The organism is Salinivibrio sp. YCSC6 (assembly GCF_004916735.1).
GTDB lineage: Bacteria > Pseudomonadota > Gammaproteobacteria > Enterobacterales > Vibrionaceae > Salinivibrio > Salinivibrio proteolyticus.
The window spans coordinates 697,148-716,372 of record NZ_CP039517.1 but is presented as its reverse complement, the minus strand read 5'-3'; the positions used below and the strand labels follow the sequence as shown (position 1 = coordinate 716,372).

The window sequence follows — 19,225 nt, the reverse complement described above, 5'->3', positions numbered from 1 at the left end:
GATCAATCCCTAATTGCCCAGAACTGAATATCTAAATCATCAAATGCTGCTGCCACATGGAATGCAAACCCACTTGAGTTAGAAAGCATCGCCCATGCTGCACTTTCTTTATCCAGCTGATAGTAGGTGTATCCCGCATGGTAAGGCAGTTGCCGTGGCGCCACGGGTAATGGAATCAGTGGGATGCCAGGTAACTGAAGTGAAATAAGCTCCCGTATTTTTTCAACAGAAGACACTTTGGTTTGCTGAGTAAACAGCCGGCGCAACTCATCCAATGGCATGCGCGCTTTCACAGCAACGATGAACTCCGCCGAATCCATCAGCTGCGGATCCTGAATTGGCGCAACCATTAAGCCGTAATTACGCTTATCAAGCTGAATTGACACCGCTCGTGGCTCCAGTACAACACTGAGGCTTTGACGTAAATAACGAATCACCGGCCAAAAGGACTCGCTAGGCATATCGTGGTTGTAGGCCGGCAACGTCGGTGCCAAGCGGCTTTCATCGGTGAATGTTGCTAACTCACCACACACCGAGGACAAACATTCATACAAACGCTCTGGATGTAAGCTACCCAAGGATGCCAAATGCTTCATTTGTGGCTGCAAACGATTTAATGAATGCAACAACATAAAGTCCGAAACGTCCGCGACACCGCCTTGAGAAGGAGAACTGATACGTTGAGCGATATTCTTGGCACGTTCGTGCATCAATCCCGCCATTTCATTAATAAACCGATGCAATGTAGCGTTACCGGCAACATTAAAATGACAGGGAATAAAGTCAGGATCGAGAACGACACTTCCATCTGGACGCTTTTCTAAGATACGAGCAACCGGAATAGATGCATAAGCACTGCGATCCTCTTTTTCGAGCATCAATTGCAAATGAATCGGAGAAACATCTAGCGTGGTTGTATCACCTTGAACACTATGGACATCGCGCACGTCGATACGACGGCTTTCATAGCGCCCCGACCCTTTATCGTCGGGCCAGTTAACTTCCATGATCGATTCACTACGCAGCGGGACTGCGAGATAAATCAATTGGTTAGATAGGGAGCTATCTTCAATTTCCAAGGCATCCGGCATCACATCTTCCTGCGGAATACGAAACGCGGTGCCATCAGGCATAACCCCAACGGCTCGCTCTATCGCAATACGACCGAAAGCCAAATATTCAGGGTTTAACGAAAGCTCCGATACGCCATACAAATACTTACTGACAGATGTCAATCTCTCTTCCAATAAGTATTCACTGTAACGTTGCTGCTGTTGGAAGTGTTGCGGCTTAATAAAAAGCCCTTCACTCCATATCACCCGATTCCGTGCAAACATTAAATTTACTCTACCTTCTCTAATTTCACGTCGTAATCTTTGAAAAGCATTAGCAGGTGATATTGACGGCCTTTATTAAGCACCTTCACAGCCTTTTTCCATTCACCTAAGTTTGGCTCTGAAAAATGTGCCATCACACCAATGTAATTTGTGTCTTCATCTATTTTAAAGGCGTTAACGAACTTGAATTGCCCAGGGGTTAACACGTAATCGTAGTTATTAATAAAATTACTACTCAGTGCCCCTTTATAATCAGTACGCAACTGATCGAACCCCGCCGACATAAACATTGAGTCGTCTTCCAACTCAAAGATTTGCACCTCGATTGGGGCTGGATCACCCGCGATATTTGGGTTAACACCTGTATCGCTCACCAGACTGAAAGTCACCGTCGTGGGTTGCTCTTCAGGCTTGTATTCATCGGAAGAGCTACACGCCGTCAACAATAAAAGTGCACAGACAATACTCAGTTTTTTGATCACCGCTTTAGCCCTCCAATTGCTTTTCACGGATACGCTTGTCATAAACCTGCTCAAAAATTTCCCAGAACAGCTTCGAGAAACCTCGCTGGCGATTAGAAGTCAGCTCTTTGTAATAGTTACAATACATTTCCCACGCCCACGCTGATTCACCTTCAATCTGCTCATCGGTATTGCGGCGGCAGTGCTGGAAGCGACGCAGAAGAACGTCGGGAGAGAAGGCGTGTAAAATTTGGTCAAGCGCTTCCGATATCGCCTCTTGCGTCGCATCGTTGTGATCTCTCACATTTTTTAAGCTTTCTGCGATCGCCGCTGGCGCAGATAAATGCACTAAGCTTTTGTCTGCGTCATACATGGTTCGGACGGTCTCTTCATACGTTAGGCCCAAACGAAGCGGGTTATCTTCAATAGGTTGCAAGTTGCGATTCATGGTACCGAAACGCCCCTCTGCGGCTTGTTCATGAAGCGCCAACAACCCTTTTAAGCATGCTTGCAATGACTGTCCCATCTCCTGTGAGAGGAAATGCATCTTCTGCATATCGTGGTCGTTCGTGACTCTCACGCCCAATCCATCCAGCATCGGCCCAGTCAGTAAATGTTGGCCATGATCATTATTAGGCTGTGGTGACGAAGTAGGCTCATGACTTAAGCTCTTCGCCACTTCTTGCTCCAACAGCCCTAGTTCTTTTTCATCCATCGGTTTTCTCTCGCTCTGTTTCGTTTGATGCATCGTCTCAGGTGACATGACGCGATTCAGCGCTTCTTTTGCTTTCGATGCGTGAAGTTCACGCTTTTGAGGTTTCTTTTGCCCAAAGCCAAAAATACGCTTTAGTTTGACGGATGCCGACATGACATCTTCGCTATCTGCTTGCGGCGTAAACGAGGGCTTGCGTTCAACGAGATTGTCTTTAGCGATCAATGAAGACTCAGCAGAGGATTGCTGCTTCTGCTCTTTGTCTCCATTTAAGAGCCAGTTCGACGTTTGATTGTCTTTGTTTTGGGCGTCGAGCTCTTTTAACGGATCAATCGCTTGAGTGAGTTCGGGTTCTTCTTCGCCCGAATCAATCTCTTGACTAGGCCCATCGGCCAAAAGATCGTGTTGCTGCGTTTCAAATAAGGTGTCAACGTGCCCACCATCAAACTCCGCGTCTTCACCGGTAAGCACGCGAATTTGATAAGGACCGACTTGTATCTCGTCTTTGTGTGCCAATCGGGCTAACTGACCTTTCCCTAAAGGCATATGCGTGCCATTGACAAACGTTTCTCCACAGTCGTCGCGCACACAAAATGCGCCATCAACAACAACGACTTCACAATGACGACCGCTCACACGACCCAACCGATCGGTTAACCGCCAATCAGCACTAAAGTCGGAGCCAATGACACCACCGGAGTCAACAAAACGGGCCTGAGCTGACAAGCCAGATTCCAGCGCTTGCGCATTGGCGACAACTAGCGTTAATCCATATTTATGTTCTGGAGCCATAACAATTATTGCCTTACTTGAATTAATACCCGCTTATCTCTTAAGTCATTCCCTAAGAATGATGTCCACCCCAATGCGATTTGTCCGCCCAGCTCAAACGCAGGGGTGTCTTCATCGGTCATCGAAAGCTCAAGATCAAACGCCATCTGTTCACGAAGAATAAATTCCACCAACTTGCAAAGTGGCTGATACTCTTTACCCAAAGGTAAAAAATCGTTAAATCTGTCTCGCGTTAAGTCTTTAATACAAATGACAAACTTACCGTTACAGTCAAAAACAGACTCACCGATGACGGTATCTTCGCCTAACCGGCCATTCATGCATCCCAACGCCATTTGTTGCTCTTTGGCTATTTTGACTTTGCGCGTCACCCATTGACGAATCTCAACATTTTCAAGATCAAAACAATGGGCAATGATCCCAGCTACAACGGTTGGTGAACGACTCCGGCCCGCCAATGTGCCCGCGTATGCCAGCATCTTGCACCAATTGATTGGTGTTTCTCCGCGTAACTGCGGATCTCCCAATCCAACTAGCGCAAACAACTGCGCTGAAAACTGATCTTCTGCCCCTGGTTGAAAGCGAATGTAATATCGATACTTGCGCCATATCCGGTAGACCAACGCAATCAAGCGATTGCTAAAAAAGTCGAGAAAGGGCCGTTTAATCCCTCCCGGTTCCTCATGAAGCAATTGCTCTGTGATAAAGCCGGGTAAAGGCGACTGCGAGCCCGCAAGACCTAAAAAATTGGTGAGCATCACCGCATGACCATTCTGATCGTGCAACGACGCCACATCAGAAGCCGCAAACCCTAAGCTCGGGTTGGCACTAAAAACCAGTTTGCACTCTCGTTCCCAATCTTCTTGATCGGGGTCAATGCCACCGTGCTTCTGTAGCAATGCCACTAATTGATAAAAATTGTAAGGCCGAACATCTGGCACTAAGTCAGTCATTGTGCGGCCATCTGTTTCATTTTTTATATCAGCGGCTGCATCCCGACTTTCGTCTGCCATGTATAAGTCTCGTTATTCGTTGTATTAATAACGGTCAGCTCATGGAAAGAGTTAATGCTCGCATACAGCGAGAAAAAATGGCTGAGCACCGTTCCAAACAGATATAAGTCGCCCTCTGACCCAAACCCATCTTGATTTAAGTAAAGCGTTGATTTTAGGCCTCTCACTGGCATACCCTTGAGCAGCTTGTCCATAGGCTTAGACTCAATTTTCTCAATGGCATCGAGCCTTTTCTTACCCACTCGTTCGGCTTGTCTATCTACTAATGCCCTAAAATCATAAGCGGTTAAAACGCAGCTCAGCGCATCTTTCGAGAGCAGCGATAAATAGTTCAATGACAGATTCGAGATCAACATCCACAATAAGCTGCCATCCAACACGGGGCGCAATGATTGCGTCGGGATGGTAATATTTTCGAATTCCGCAAACGGAGGCGATGTATCTGTGGGTTCACAGATATCGCCGACTCCCAGATCAAGAGGTAATTGTCGATTCGTACACGTCAGCTTCACTGACACCGCTTCGTCGACACCAATCGAGTCCGATTCATCCCCTCGTATAAAGGAGATAAAAGACTCAAATCCATCACCTCTAATACTGTCTTTAACACGTGCTCGGTAATAAAGCGTTTCTCGGTTTCTGACACGTTCTACTTCGTGTTGAAAACTTTCAAACGGGGTATAAACACGCTTTTGCCCACGTACCGGTTTTCCATCAACCAATCTATCTTGACGCCCGGTCACACTATCAATGCTAAATACTTCATAATGTGAGGGCTTACGACTCGACGGAATCACTTTGTACTCGGTATTTCTACCGCTCAAATCTATCGGGTCGGCATCATGGCTAAATAAATTGATAACAGGCGTGCAGAACAGCTGAAAACTGTCCTGTCTAACACGAACGTCGGCGGGTAACGTTTTCGACAAGTGCAACTGAATAGAGAACTGCCCATAAACATTTTGGGGTAATGCTTTATCTAGCCCACTTATATCAAAAAAGTGAAACGCTTCAGGAAAAGACAAATATTCCTGCAGGATCCGATAACCATCGTAAACATTTTGCGGATACGGAAGTAGGCTGTCTCCGGGATTAAACCCCACTGTCTGAAACGTATCTCGTGGTAAAGAAAACCGAGTGCCGTCCACGCTAACGGTCACTTTCTCTAGATAGTGATTGAGCCACAGATAAATCATCTGAGCACTATAATTGTCACCACCGATATAAAAACGTAGCGAATCAATCCCTGCATCACTGGCAGACATATCGCCATCTAGCATCATTTGGAGCTGGATGGTCGTCGCTTCACGTGTATGCTCTGCGTGCACTTTTTCGCATTTCAATGGATAAAGCTCGACATCGCGACAAGTCTGAAAACGACACTGCGTACCCATCACAGCAATACTGTCTAACTCTGTCCCCTGGCCAATCACCTGTTTTTCACTCACGCTTCGATCGGGCGAAAATTGGGTGATGCACATGCTAGGAACAGGGCGCAAGTAGTTCGGCCATAGCATATTGATAATGCTATGGGTCAGTTCGGGAAAGTCATCTTCAACTTTTTCACGCAGTTTGCCTGTGAGAAAAGCAAAGCCTTCTAATAACCGCTCTACATCAGGATCCGTATGTCTCCCATGTAAAAATCGAGATAACTGAGGATGGATCTCAGTAAAGGCTTTACCTTGCTCTTTAAGAAACGCGAGTTCTTCACGAAAATACTTGTCTTGCGTCATAGCAATTACAACACCCGATACTGGCGATTTTGATCCAACAACAAACTCAACTGCACTTTTTCATGGAGTGCTTCACTGTTAACCGTTGCGACGATATTGAATCGTAGCGTCAATGGGGAATGTTCGTCGTAATCAGAACTCACTAATATATTAGTTAACCGCGGCTCGTAGGTTTCCAGACACTGTTTTATCGCTAGTTTCACACGCAATGAAAGATCTAAGCTTTCAAGCGTCGCGTCGTTGAAATCTATCAGTCCAAGTCCTGGAGAGCTTTGTGCTCCGCCCGTACGCGTGTTCAATACATTAGCAATGTTCTTTTTGATCGAATTAACGACATCCCGAGTTTCTGGTCCTTGGGTAATCGACACAGGCTTAGCGCCGGCTTCCAAGCGCTCAAGGAAGCCGACACCAAATACACTGTCTTCTAGTGCGATGTATGACATGATTACTGATCAAGCCTACCAACAAGAGACAGTTCAAAGTTCGCGCCCATATATTTGAAGTGAGGACGCACCGCAAGAGAGACCTGATACCAACCTGGATTCCCCTCAACATCAGCCACTTCAATTTTTGCGGCACGAAGAGGACGACGGCTACGTACATCTGCAGGCGGGTTCTCTTGATCGGCGACATATTGCTTCAACCAAGTATTCAGCTCACGCTCCAAATCTTGACGCTCTTTCCAAGAACCGATCTGCTCGCGCTGTAGCACTTTAATATAGTGCGCTAAACGGTTGATAATCATCATGTATGGCAGCTGCGTACCCAGTTTGTAGTTCGTCTCTGCTTCCTTGCCTTCTTTGGTATTTGGGAACACCTTCGGCTTTTGAATCGAGTTTGCAGAGAAAAATGCAGCATTGTCGCTACCCTTACGCATGGTTAGGGCGATAAAGCCTTCTTCTGCCAGTTCAAACTCTTTGCGATCGGTGATCAGAACTTCGGTTGGGATCTTGCTCTGTAGCGCGCCCATTGACTCATAAACGTGAACCGGTAGGTCTTCAACCGCACCGCCACTTTGAGGACCGATGATGTTTGGACACCAACGGTATTTTGCAAAGCTATCAGTCAGACGAGTTGCAAAGGCGAACGCAGTGTTACCCCAAAGGTAGTGCTCATGAGACTGACTCACATTTTCATGATAGGCAAATGATTTAATGGGGTTTTCAGTCGGGTCATAAGGAACACGCAATAAGAAGCGAGGCGCGGTTAGACCCAGGTAACGCGCGTCTTCAGATTCGCGGAGCGCACGCCATTTAGTATACTTTGGACTTTCAAAGATAGACTTTACATCTTTGATGTTAGGTAGCTCTTCAAAAGACTCAATACCAAAAAATTCAGGGCCTACGCTCGAGATAAATGGTGCGTGGGCCATAGCGCCCAACGCGCCCATATATTGAAGCAGCTTCATATCTGGCGTCGACGGTGTAAAGGCATAGTTACCAATAATGGCCCCAGTCGGTTCACCACCGAATTGTCCATAACCAGATGAATAGACGTGTTTATAAAGGCCTGACTGTGTCGTTTCCGGCGCAAACTCAAAGTCGTCTAGCAGTTCTTCTTTGGTCACATGAAGAATGTCGACTTTATTGTTCTCACGAAAGTCAGTGCGATCGACGAAAAGCTTCAAACCGCGCCACGCCGACTCCATTTGTTGAAATGAGTCTTCGTGAAGAATTTCATCCATTTGCGCACTGATTTTCTTGTCGAGCTCGACAAGCATTTGGTCGACCAGCGACTTATTAACAGGCTCTTTGGTTTGATCGTTACCAATCAGGTTTTCAATAAATGCTGCAACACCTTTCTTTGCAACATCATAGCCTTCTTCGCTTGGTGCAATGCGGGTTTGAGCCATGATCTCGTCAAGTAAGCCGCCTTCTTTGACTTCTGGCGACTCTAACACCGATTCATTTGTTGACATGTTTTATTTTCCTAGCGCTTAGTTAGTTGAAACTTATCCAATTACTCTTTAGAAGTATCTTCATCACCGCTGACAATATTCAATTCAGCGAGAAGCTTTTCTCGAGAGTCTTCTGAATGAAGAAGATCTTGTAGTCGCTCTCTAAACGCTGGGATATTGCCGAGAGGGCCTTTAAGAGCAACCAATGCTTCACGAAGCTCGATCAGTTTCTTTAGCTCTGGGACTTGTGCAGCAACTGCATCGGGAGAGAAATCCGACAAAGACTTAAACGCGAGTTCAATAGGTAACTCCGCATCTTCGTCATCAGTTAACTTGTTTTTAACAGTGGTGGAAATACGCAAGTCGCTTTCGCGCATCACGTCTTCAAAATTGTTTTTGTCAACCGAGACAGTCGAGCGATCTTCAACGGGTGTATCTTCTGTTTGACCTTTAAAGTCGCCAACCACTAATGTTTTTAGAGGCAATTCGACTTCAGCTTGCTGATCACCTGTCGCCGGTACGTATTTGATATTTATACGCTCTTTTGGCGCAACACTTCCTTCTTTGGACACTTTGAACCCTCGATACCTTCACCAAAAAGACAACATGACTCAGTGCCTCTCAGTCTGCACCGGCCAATGTTAACACTGTGTTACTGCTGAAAGGTGTTATCTACTACCTATCAACGGCGACTCAGCATACCGAACAGAAAGTTAGACATTAATTAAAGATCATCAAGCTTGGAGCAATGCCTCAAGTTTTATTTTTTTATAGGCAAAAGAACATTGATATGACAAATTGACATTTCTCTGACTTATCAAATTGTTTCAAATAAGTTAGCGAGTAAATACTCTATATTAAAATCAACAATTTAGCATTAGTTAATAATGACAAATGTATAAAATCAGACACTTTTTGTGGGTATTTACCAGTGTTATTTCCATCGCGAAGGCAGGAATACTGGGCAGGAGGAGTGGTTTTTACTCTATGATTTAATTATGTTTTTTATTTAATTATCAGCTAAATAACGATCACGCTCCAAATAGATTTTTATTTATATTCATAGTGTTTCATTAACTCGGACTTCACTCGAAAAATTCCAAACAAAGCCCATGTAACTAATAGGTGTCTTTTTTGTGATTCTGGTTCATATTTTTATCTTTAAAAGGCAACAATTCGCTGCCTTTTAGATGAACTCATTGTGCATCATTGAGCTGGTTTTCTATTAGCTCGATAAAAATCTTATCGGCACCTTCTATTTTCAATGCCTTGGCTTCGTTGAGTAAGGCCATTGCTTTGCTGATGTCCTTTTCACTGATGGCCGCGGCTATCGCTTGGTTATAAAAGTCCACGGTTTCCTTCTGAGCTTCGGGCTGTTTGACCCCTTGTGGTGTTACAGAGTCACTCACGCTTGTATTGTCACTGGATAGGACGGTCGCATACTCCTTGGTTACCACTGTGACGGATACTTGACCAGTCGGCGCATAACGGTAGGTCGGATCGGTCACCATCGGCATTGGCTCACCTAACTCCTGAGCACGCAGCTTCGCCGGGTGTGGCAAAGTAATCTTATGACCGAGAGTCGTCGCATTGGTGTACATGACCATATAGCGCGCTCCCTCGGAATCGAAAGATCCTGACAATTGAGAGGAATCAAGCAAGTTAGCCGTTTGCGGCGTAAACATATCCGCTCCCAGTGTTTTGATCACCTGATAATGCTTATCCAATAGCAAGACTCGCGGCACAAAGACACGGCCATGTTGCATGACGCTCTTTACGCTAATCTGAGCACGCGCGGTCCGATCGTTAAAACGAAATGCTTGGGTGTAACTCTTACCCTCTAAAAAAGAAAACACCTCCGATTGAGGGCCAAGCGATACTGTCAATGTTTCACGCTCTTTCAACTGGACGTAAGGTAATTGGTGGAATGTCGCGCAACAGGCTTCACGATTATTGGGGGCGACAAGCAGCTCTTCCGGCAAGTTAGACGCACACCCTACCAGCCAAACCGCGGAACTGACTGCAAGCGCCATTTTAAAGCGCTGATAATTTCTCATTATATTTGTCATTGACTCTATCCTAAAAAGGCGGCCGTCTCAGCCGCCTCGTTATAACACTGATAGTACTAACGCATCGGTTAGAACCAAATTTCGGTATGCACACCAATCACGGTTTCGTCATCACTATTATCGATGCCGATTTGGCCACCGCTGGCCTTATCATCAGCTTTGATATAGCTGATATAAGGCTTGATTTGAGGACGGCCGAAGAAGTCTGCATTCACAGTCAAAGGCACAGCCACTTCAACGTTCCAAATATCGCTTTCCACAGCATCGCCTGAACGTCCCCAATAGCCATCAGCCCCTTCTTCATGGCCATAAGACAAGGTGGTCTCGAGACGCATGTTCTCATTGACTTTATAAGAAGGACGTACGGCCGCAATGTAACGTTTTAGGTCATCTGCGCCGAACAACTGATCGAGTGCAGCAAAATAGGTAAGCTCTGATCCCATTTGCCAATTGTCGGAAATATTCATCACCCCGTAAGAGGTTAAGAAGATCGACTCTTGATTTTCATCGCCGCCAGACCAGCCGCCAAAGTTGACGCCACGGTTTTGCGCTACACCTTTACCATAGGCAATGGCCGTTTGAGTCCAGCCGTCCATGCCGTAATAGCTAGAGTTAAGGGTGATCGCAGCACCAAAGCCATCATCAGAGTTACTGTCTTTGTTCGCCTGCTCCATGTATTTAAAATCAAAGTCTAGGCTACCGATCCCTACATCCACACCATAGTAATAAAGATCATAAGAAGTGAGTGTGGTGCGGTCATCACTGCGCGACACTTCGCCAGCATCTGGATCAGCGACAACGATAGCAGCACCGGCGGTATGACCATTCAATTTGGTTTGTAAGCCTGCGCCTACCCCAGATGACTGCTTCCAATATTCACCTGACAATAAGCCAGCCGCACGGTTCAGATAACGCTGACCACCCCAAATAGAGGTATCCTTACCCATAAAGGACAGGCCACCTAATTCGACATACGCTTCCTTGACTTCAAATTGGGCTTCGTCGTTTTTCTTTTGGCTACCTGATGAGGTATAAGCGTAAGAGTTACCGTTACCGTATTCAGAGCGGACAACATAGTCAGCCCATGCACCGTTGTCGTAAGTGGAATGTTTTTTAACCGTGAACTCAACTTGGTTTGTACTCTGACCATGAGTACCGGCAGTTTTGTAGTCAGGTCTACCGAATTCCGTGTCGACTGTTTCACCATCAACCATACGGAAATTCATTGAGCCATAGCCGTGAACTTCCCAGCCATCATTTTTGTCCGCATTGTCAGCCAATGCGACACCAGAAGCTAAAGCTGTAGCCACTGCAGCGGCGAGTAAACTTACCTTTCTCATACCTTACTCCATTAGGACTGTTGTTAAACTGCATCATGAGATCACCGGCAGTAGGAAAGTGAGCACATCATGCATGGGCATTGCCCTTTTTTGTGTTAGAAACATCCTATGCTTCCCATTTTTTCTGCGCGTCATCCGTAACGGAAAATATGGGGGGAGGAGCCTTAAGGAGGAGTAAGAGGAAAGAATGTAATTTAGTCGATCTATCTCACTAAAACACGGCGTAAAACGTTATTTACTTTCTTGATCACCCCCTACAAAACGCTATATGGATCACTATTAACAGTTTTATTCCTATTAACAAGAAAGTGAATTACAGCAGAATCGATATTAAGAACTGTGAGCCTAGATTGAATTTATTTTGTAGGGGAGGTGTAATAGCGTTTCTTCTTAATTAGATGGTGTTGTTTATGTCTCTCTGCCATCCGGCGCCTTATACCTTAGGCGCTCGATTATCCGATCAAGGCTGCCGCTTTAGCTTATATGCGCCTGATCGTGACGCTGTCACCCTGCTGCTTTGGCAACGTAGTCACCAACCTACCCGTATTCATATGCAAGAATACAAGCTGGGCTATTGGACTGCGTATGTTCCGCACGTAAAAGCAGGCGACACTTATAGCTATGAAGTTCTGATTAATGGACAAGCGTGGTGCATTGCCGACCCCTATGCACAAGCCGTTGTCGGCCCAGTGCAATATCAGCCACCGTATACACCCAATCAAAGCTACAGTTTGGCGCGATGCCAAGTCGTCGATCATCAATTTGATTGGCTGGAGGTTTCACGCCCTGCACATACAATGAGCGAAACCGTCATTTTCGAAACACACGTTAAGGGGCTCACACAGCTGCATCCCAATGTGGAAGAGCACGCGCGTGGACGTTATCTCGGCTTAATAGCGCCCGACATGCTGCGCTTTTATCAGGACAACCAGATTAATTGCATTCAACTTTTGCCGATTGCTACTTGTTTATCTGAACCACATTTACTGAGCCAGCAAAAAACCAATTATTGGGGCTACAATCCCTACTTATGGATGGCACCGGATCCTCGTTACGCGCACCATGATGCAGTGACTGAACTTAAAACGGCGATTCGAGAGCTGCACCGACACGATATTGAAGTCATCCTAGATGTGGTATTCAATCATACGGCAGAAGGGGGAGATGGCGGGCCTATCCTGCATTTCAAAGCGTTAGATCACGCCATGTATTTGCATGATAAACATCAACTCGTCAATTACACTGGCTGCGGTAATACCCTAGACATGCGCCATCCTGCCGCGATTACCGCGGTATTAGACAGTTTGCGCCTGTGGGTCACTCACTACCAAGTTGACGGTTTTCGCTTTGATCTGGCCGCGACACTGGGCCGAGAAGGTGAGCAGTTCAACCCACACGCTGCGTTTTTTACCGCATTGGCACAAGACCCTGTGCTCTCTCAAGTTAAGCTTATTGCAGAGCCTTGGGATATCGGTCCAAATGGCTATCAATTGGGACAGTTCCCTTCCAATTGGTCGGAGTGTAACGACAAAATTCGGGATACTACCCGTAGCCTATGGCGCGGTGAAAAACATATTCTGCAAGATTTTGCGACGCGATTAATGGGCTCGCGCGATCGATTCAGTGCCGCCCATTGGCCCGATCACTTGTCAGTCAATTACCTGACCTATCACGATGGGTTCACCCTAGAAGATGTGGTCAGTTACGCCCAGCGGCATAATCACGCCAACGGTGAAAATAATCGTGACGGACACGGTGATAATCGTTCGGCTAACTATGGTATCGAGGGCCCAACGCAGGATCCGGCAATTATTGCGGTGCGCGAGCGACAAAAGCGCAACCTTATCGCCAGTGTTCTCTTTGCCTTTGGCGTCCCTCACCTCCTGACGGCGGATTTACTGGCTCACTCCCAACAGGGTAACAACAACGCTTACTGTCAAGACAATCCAATCAGTTGGTTGAACTGGGATAACCTCGAATCGTCAATGCCTTGGGCAAATTGGCTGTCCACCATGATTAAGCGTCGCCAAGCCGTTATGCCCGCGTTTATCGATGCATTTAGCGGCCGAAAGCGCCATCAAAACCGTATTCGTTGGCGACATCCCGATGGTAACGCGATTCAACCGAATGATTGGCCAAACTTGTGCGCTGTTGTTTGCCATATCGAAATCGGTCAACATCATCGCCATGCGGGCGCTCAGTTACTGTATTGTTTCAACGTCAGCGATCAGCCGTTATCTTTTTCCCTCCCCGACGACAAGTCATGGCAGACGGTGTGTTTCACCGAAGAGGCCGACACCGCCACGCGAACGGTCACATCATCATTCACTCTGGCGGCCAAAAGCCTCAGCATACTCACCAATCACGCTTAACCGCGTCATCCACATAATAACTATTCGCACAAACAGTATTCACATAAAAAAGGCAACCTCATCAAGGTTGCCTTTCTTCTAGGTCATTGACTGACTTAACCGCGTTAGCCTTTCACGCCACCAGCGGTCAAGCCACCGACTAACCAACGTTGCGCGAGTAAGAATACCGCAGTAATTGGGAAAGCCGATAAGACAGCTGCCGCGGCGAAATCGCCCCATAAATAGTTTTGTGGATACAAATACTGTTGCATGCCGACAGCGAGTGTATATGAATCCACATCAGACAACAGCAAAGAAGCAACTGGCACTTCACCTACCGCGAAGATAAACGACAAGATGAAGACCACGGCAAGAATCGGCACTGACAATGGTAGCAATACCATACGGAACGCTTGCCATGGCGTCGCACCATCCAATGCGGCCGCTTCCTCCAAAGAACCATCAATGCTTTCAAAATACCCTTTGATGGTCCACACATGCAGGGCGATACCGCCGAGATACGCAAAGATCAAACCACCGTGGGTGTTGAGCCCTAAAAACGGAATGTAGTTACCCAACTTGTCGAAGAGTGCGTAAATCGCCACCAACGCGAGTACTGCAGGAAACATTTGAAAAATCATCATCGCTTTCAAAATGGTTTCCTTGCCTTTAAAACGCATCCGGGCAAAGGCATAAGCTGACGTCGTTGATAACGCAACAATCAAAAGTGACGTTACGCCCGCGACTTTCACTGAATTCCATAGCCATAATAGAACCGGAAATGGCGGTGGTGTCACCGAGCCATCAGGATTAGTGACAGGGAAGCCGAGTGCCAGCTTCCAATGCTCAAGAGACGGGTTTTCCGGAATCAAACTCCCGGTCGCAAAGTTACCTTCTCGGAACGAGATTGCGATAATCATCAACAAGGGGAAGATAATCAGCGAGAGAAAGCAGCACAGACCTATATGCGTCGCCCACACTCGGTATTTTAATGATTTTCCTTGAACCATAGCCATGAGAGACTCCTTAGCTTTCTGTCACTTTGGTAAGACGCAGGTTAATCAAGGCGAGCGCACCCACCAGCAAGAAGATCAATGTTGCGACTGCACTGGCGAGACCGAAGTCTTGGCCGCCACCACCTTCGAATGCAATCCGATAGGTATAGCTGACCAGCAAGTCGGTATAGCCCGCCGGCTCTGTGGTACCAATCATGTTCGGACCACCTTCTGTCAACAGCATAATCATTACGAAGTTATTGAAATTGAATGCAAAACTGGCGATGAGCAACGGCATTAGGGGCTTGATCATCAGCGGCAACGTAATCCGCGTAAAGTTTTGAATAAAGTTAGCGCCATCGATAGCAGAGGCTTCATAAAGATCATCCGGTATGGCTTTTAATAAACCCATACACAAGATCATCATGTAAGGGAAACCTAACCAGGTATTCACCAACACCACCATCACACGTGCCAGGAATGGATCATCAAACCAATTGGGACTGATACCAAATAAGGCTTCAAGTACCATATTGATTTCACCAAAACTTTGGTTGAATAACCCTCGGAAAATAAGAATGGAAATAAACGCAGGTACCGCATAAGGTAGAATGAGTAACACGCGATAAATTGCACGGCCTTTTAATTCTTCCCATTGAACGACATTGGCAAGAATAAGCCCAATAATTAACGTGAACACTACCGTTAATAGCGAGAATACAATCGTCCAAATAAAGATACCAATAAACGGTTCTTTTATCCCATCATCGGTCCAAACACGCTCGAAGTTGTCCGTACCAATTTGCACCACATAACCCGGTGCCACCGTATCACCGATAAATTGACCGGCCTCATCAATCGGTTGATAAAAACCAATTTCATCATTTGGCTTCAACGTATCGCCGGTTTTATTATTAATCAGCGTACGGCCATCATCTTGTAAGGTATACAGCGGTTGTTCTGCGGCAAACTTACGCAGCCCGCTCATACGGATGGTATCGCCATTCGGGAACTGAACATCCACCTGACTTAAAGTATCGCGGTTTTTGATCACATCGCGTAGCGTCGCTTTTTCACCCGACAGGCTTTCCACCGGCGAAAGCGCTAACGTTTCGTTCGACATCGACGCCATATCAAACGGCGCGGTCGCAAAGCGCTCACCCGCTTTATCAATCACTAAACGGGTACCTGATGGAGTTTGATACAAAGCAAACGGATAGCTCTGCCCACTTTGAAAAGTACGCTCAAGTAATACCGATTGCGCGCGCTCGAAAGACAGCTGGTTTTTAGCACTATAGTTGGTAAGAGAGAGGCCCACGGTATATACCAAGGGAAAAATGATAAAGAGGATCATCCCAGCAATACCCGGATAGATATATCGCTGAGCATACATCTTCTTATTACCAAAAATGTATAAGGCTAGCGCGGTTAGCACCACAGTTAGCATTGCAAACGCAGTTTCACCACGCGAATACATAAGTATGGTGGCGTAACCATTGATGATCGCCACAGTCGCCAACAACGCCCATTTAATGAACGCTTTTGAGCTACTTGGCAAGAAAGAGCCTGACGTTGTCATAGCTGGAGAACCTTGAACTGACTGCATAAGGAACGCTACTCACATTGTTCGGGAACTGTGCGGGGAGGCTGCCCTCCCCGCAGGTAGAGCTTATTTCAGCATTTGTTTTTCTGCATCGTTAAGCGCATCGTCGATGGATTGACGGTCGCCAACCACATTAACAACGGCGTTTTTCGCAGCGCCCCAAAATGCTGTCATTTGAGGAATGTTCGGCATCACCTCACCATGCTTCGCATTCTCCATGGTTGCTGCAATACGGCTATCTTTCGCCAATTGAGCTTGGTAAGAATTCAGCGCAACCGCCCCTAAGGGTTTATCGGCATTGATGGTGGATAGGCCGTCATCAGTCAGCACATAGTTTTCGAGAAACTCAACCGCAAGGTCTTTATTCGGTGATGCAGTGCTAATGCCAGCACTGAGCACACCGACGAACGGCTTAGACGCTTCGCCTTGGAAGGTTGGCAGTGTTGTCACGCCATAGTTAATGCCGGATTTCTCGATATTACCCCACGACCATGGACCATTGATGGTCATTGCCGTGTCGCCTTGGTTGAACGACGATTCAGAAACGGAATAATCCATATCAGACGAAATCACGCCATCTTTTACCATGTGCTTAATAAAGCCCAGTGCGTCGTGAACACCTTGCTTGTTGATGCCGACATCTTTGACATCATAACCTGTGGCTGTTTGTTTAAAGGCATACCCACCATCAGCCGCCATCAATGGCCAAGTGAAGTAAGGTTCTTTAAGGTTCCACATAATAGCGGTTTTACCTTGTTCACTGAGCTTGCTGTTCAGCTTCGCCACTTCTTCCCAGGTTTTAGGTGGTGTAGGGACCAAATCTTTGTTGTAAATCAGTGATAGAGATTCCACGGCAATAGGGTAACCCACGTACTTGCCTTTGTATTTCACTGCGTCCCATGCAAAATCAACCATCCCGTCTTTCAAACGCGCAGAGGGTTTAATTTCAGCCAATAGACCCGACTCGGCATAGCCACCGAAACGGTCATGCGCCCAAAATACGATGTCTGGACCATCGCCGGTTGACGCTGTTTGTGGGAATTTATCTTGCAAGCCATCAGGGTGAGCCACAGTTACCGGAATACCCGTGTCTTGTTCAAAACGTTTTCCAACTTCAGCAAGTCCGTTATAGCCTTTGTCACCGTTAATCCAAATAGTGAGCTGGCCTTCTTCGATACTCGCCTGTGCCCCAAATGAGCCGAGAGCAATAAGGGTTCCGAGGGCAACAGCACTGAGTGATTTCTTCATCTTTCTATCCTTCTTCTACTGAGGTGTAGCACGATTCCTTGGCGGATGAGCTGTATTTCACGGTCTATCATGGTTAATTCACCGCAATTCCTCATCATCCCGTCCTCTACGCCCTACGCCACTGCGAGCGAATTCGTGATCCATATCGCTCGCCGCCGATGATGCGGCTCACAAAAATAAACCTAACGTGATCAAGTTCAACTAATTGGCTGATAATTTTGTGACGTACGCCCTCAAATTAATTTGGGGAGTAGTTCATCCTCCTCCCCGTCTACTCCCCCTGTAATAATTCTGCTTGGGAGGATGTATGACTGCCGTGATTCGCCCAAACTGAATACCATCAAAAAAGCATTGGTGAGCAATCACACGATATGCTTAAGCTTTAACCCGTTAACTATTCAACAAATAGGTTAACGGTTATTTAGGTCTTAAGTGACGTGCGATGAAATAACGCAAACACCTATAATGCGAATTAAGCCGAATTAATGAAAAGCGATTGAGGGCGAGCGACATGGCAAGTGTCACGTTTAAAAACGTTTGTAAAGCGTATGACGACGATGTAATGATTTCTAAGAACGTTGACCTAGAGATTAAAGACGGTGAGTTTGTCGTCTTTGTCGGACCTTCCGGTTGCGGTAAATCCACATTACTGCGCTGCGTTGCAGGCTTAGAGGATATTACCTCAGGTGATTTATATATCGATGACCAACGGATTAACGATGTTGAGCCATCCAAGCGCGGTGTGGGGATGGTCTTCCAATCTTACGCGCTATATCCCCACCTTAACCTGTATGACAACATGTCATTCGGTCTGAAATTAGCCAAAGCTAACAAAGCAGAAATAGATAAACGCGTCCATCACGCGGCAGAGATCTTGCAGCTTGGTCACTTGTTGGATAGACAGCCAAAATCACTGTCGGGTGGACAACGTCAACGTGTGGCTATCGGCCGTACTCTGGTTTCACAGCCAAAAGTGTTCTTGCTGGATGAACCGCTTTCTAACCTTGATGCCGCGTTGCGGGTGCAAATGCGCGCGCAAATCACCAAGCTCCAACGTCAGCTGGGCTGTACCATGATTTATGTCACCCACGATCAAATCGAAGCCATGACCATGGCCGATAAAATCGTGGTCTTGGATGAAGGGCGAGTCGCACAAGTTGGCCGACCACTCGAGCTCTACCATTATCCTAAAAACCGCTTTGTCGCTGGCTTTATCGGCTCACCTAAAATGAACTTTATGAGCGTGTTTATTGATGATGTCGAAGCCGAACGCGTTAAAGTGCAAATGAGCAATGGCACCACGTTCTGGATCCCCGTCGATGGCACCACAGTGACACGAGGCGATCGCATGTCACTCGGCATTCGTCCCGAGCATTTGCTAGCGGCGAAAGACGGTGATGCTGTGATTGAAGGCGAAGCTACTATCGTTGAAAAGCTCGGTAACGAGACACAAATTTATATTAGCCTCGACAGTGCCGATGCGGATGTCATTTACCGTCAATTGGATACGGTTGAAATCGAAGCCGGAGACAAATACGCGATTGGTATTCCTGCACACCGTTGCCATTTGTTCCACAGCGATGGCCGTGCCTGTAAACGCCTGCACCGTGAAAACGGGGTAATTTTTGAAGAAGAGGCGGAACAAGTCGCCTAATCACATCCTCCTTACCAAGG

Annotated in this window: 15 protein-coding genes; 2 read left to right on the top strand and 13 right to left on the bottom strand. The window is 46.7% G+C overall.

The genetic code is table 11. The features are described from left to right. Positions 1-2: 2 nt before the first annotated feature. The 10 genes from tssK to E8E00_RS16965 all read right to left on the bottom strand — a co-directional run bounded on the left by tssK (position 3) and on the right by E8E00_RS16965 (position 11,354). Entirely contained in the window at positions 3-1,337 is a 1,335-nt protein-coding gene (tssK, locus tag E8E00_RS17010; RefSeq protein WP_069586836.1) for a type VI secretion system baseplate subunit TssK, read from the bottom strand. A 5-nt stretch (positions 1,338-1,342) separates the two neighbouring features. Then, positions 1,343-1,816: a type VI secretion system lipoprotein TssJ gene (tssJ, locus tag E8E00_RS17005; RefSeq protein WP_371414254.1), complete on the bottom strand. Its 474-nt coding sequence runs from the start codon at positions 1,814-1,816 to the stop codon at positions 1,343-1,345. A gap of 7 nt (positions 1,817-1,823) precedes the next feature. Further along, entirely contained in the window at positions 1,824-3,302 is a 1,479-nt protein-coding gene (gene tagH / locus E8E00_RS17000) for a type VI secretion system-associated FHA domain protein TagH (RefSeq protein ID WP_096632711.1), read from the bottom strand. A 5-nt stretch (positions 3,303-3,307) separates the two neighbouring features. Further along, positions 3,308-4,315 carry a type VI secretion system baseplate subunit TssG gene (gene tssG, locus E8E00_RS16995; protein ID WP_096632713.1) on the bottom strand — a complete coding sequence of 336 codons (1,008 nt, stop codon included), beginning with the start codon at positions 4,313-4,315 and terminating at the stop codon, positions 3,308-3,310. Next, positions 4,279-6,048, bottom strand: a complete 1,770-nt coding sequence (gene tssF, locus E8E00_RS16990; protein WP_077675730.1) for a type VI secretion system baseplate subunit TssF — start codon at positions 6,046-6,048, stop codon at positions 4,279-4,281. The genes tssG and tssF overlap by 37 nt, the downstream gene beginning before the upstream one ends. Before the next feature lie 5 nt (positions 6,049-6,053). Beyond that, positions 6,054-6,491 carry a type VI secretion system baseplate subunit TssE gene (gene tssE / locus E8E00_RS16985; protein WP_077458388.1) on the bottom strand — a complete coding sequence of 146 codons (438 nt, stop codon included), beginning with the start codon at positions 6,489-6,491 and terminating at the stop codon, positions 6,054-6,056. 2 nt (positions 6,492-6,493) lie between these two features. Beyond that, positions 6,494-7,966 (bottom strand): type VI secretion system contractile sheath large subunit, encoded by a 1,473-nt coding sequence (tssC, locus tag E8E00_RS16980; RefSeq protein WP_096632717.1) that lies wholly within the window; start codon positions 7,964-7,966, stop codon positions 6,494-6,496. Positions 7,967-8,007: 41 nt separating this feature from the next. After that, complete coding sequence (gene tssB / locus E8E00_RS16975) at positions 8,008-8,517, bottom strand: type VI secretion system contractile sheath small subunit (RefSeq protein ID WP_096632723.1); 510 nt, start codon at positions 8,515-8,517, stop codon at positions 8,008-8,010. A 624-nt stretch (positions 8,518-9,141) separates the two neighbouring features. Beyond that, positions 9,142-10,014 (bottom strand): MalM family protein, encoded by an 873-nt coding sequence (locus E8E00_RS16970; protein WP_096632726.1) that lies wholly within the window; start codon positions 10,012-10,014, stop codon positions 9,142-9,144. Positions 10,015-10,082: 68 nt separating this feature from the next. Continuing rightward, the gene (locus tag E8E00_RS16965) at positions 10,083-11,354 is read right to left on the bottom strand and encodes a carbohydrate porin (protein WP_069590359.1); all 1,272 of its coding nucleotides are present in this window, start codon (positions 11,352-11,354) and stop codon (positions 10,083-10,085) included. 410 nt (positions 11,355-11,764) lie between these two features. Here E8E00_RS16965 and glgX point away from each other — a divergent pair, with 410 nt between their 5' ends. Continuing rightward, on the top strand, positions 11,765-13,726 hold the full coding sequence (glgX, locus tag E8E00_RS16960) for a glycogen debranching protein GlgX (protein WP_168174097.1): 1,962 nt from the start codon (positions 11,765-11,767) through the stop codon (positions 13,724-13,726). A 104-nt stretch (positions 13,727-13,830) separates the two neighbouring features. On the opposite strand, the gene malG is transcribed toward glgX, so the two are convergent. The 3 genes from malG to malE all read right to left on the bottom strand — a co-directional run bounded on the left by malG (position 13,831) and on the right by malE (position 17,551). Then, entirely contained in the window at positions 13,831-14,721 is an 891-nt protein-coding gene (gene malG, locus E8E00_RS16955; RefSeq protein ID WP_069590363.1) for a maltose ABC transporter permease MalG, read from the bottom strand. A 10-nt stretch (positions 14,722-14,731) separates the two neighbouring features. Continuing rightward, positions 14,732-16,306 (bottom strand): maltose ABC transporter permease MalF, encoded by a 1,575-nt coding sequence (gene malF / locus E8E00_RS16950; protein WP_077457376.1) that lies wholly within the window; start codon positions 16,304-16,306, stop codon positions 14,732-14,734. Between the two features lie 63 nt (positions 16,307-16,369). Further along, positions 16,370-17,551 carry a maltose/maltodextrin ABC transporter substrate-binding protein MalE gene (gene malE / locus E8E00_RS16945; protein WP_069590367.1) on the bottom strand — a complete coding sequence of 394 codons (1,182 nt, stop codon included), beginning with the start codon at positions 17,549-17,551 and terminating at the stop codon, positions 16,370-16,372. A 511-nt stretch (positions 17,552-18,062) separates the two neighbouring features. Between malE and malK the strand changes: the two genes are divergently transcribed. Continuing rightward, positions 18,063-19,205, top strand: a complete 1,143-nt coding sequence (gene malK, locus E8E00_RS16940; protein WP_069590369.1) for a maltose/maltodextrin ABC transporter ATP-binding protein MalK — start codon at positions 18,063-18,065, stop codon at positions 19,203-19,205. Positions 19,206-19,225 lie beyond the last annotated feature (20 nt).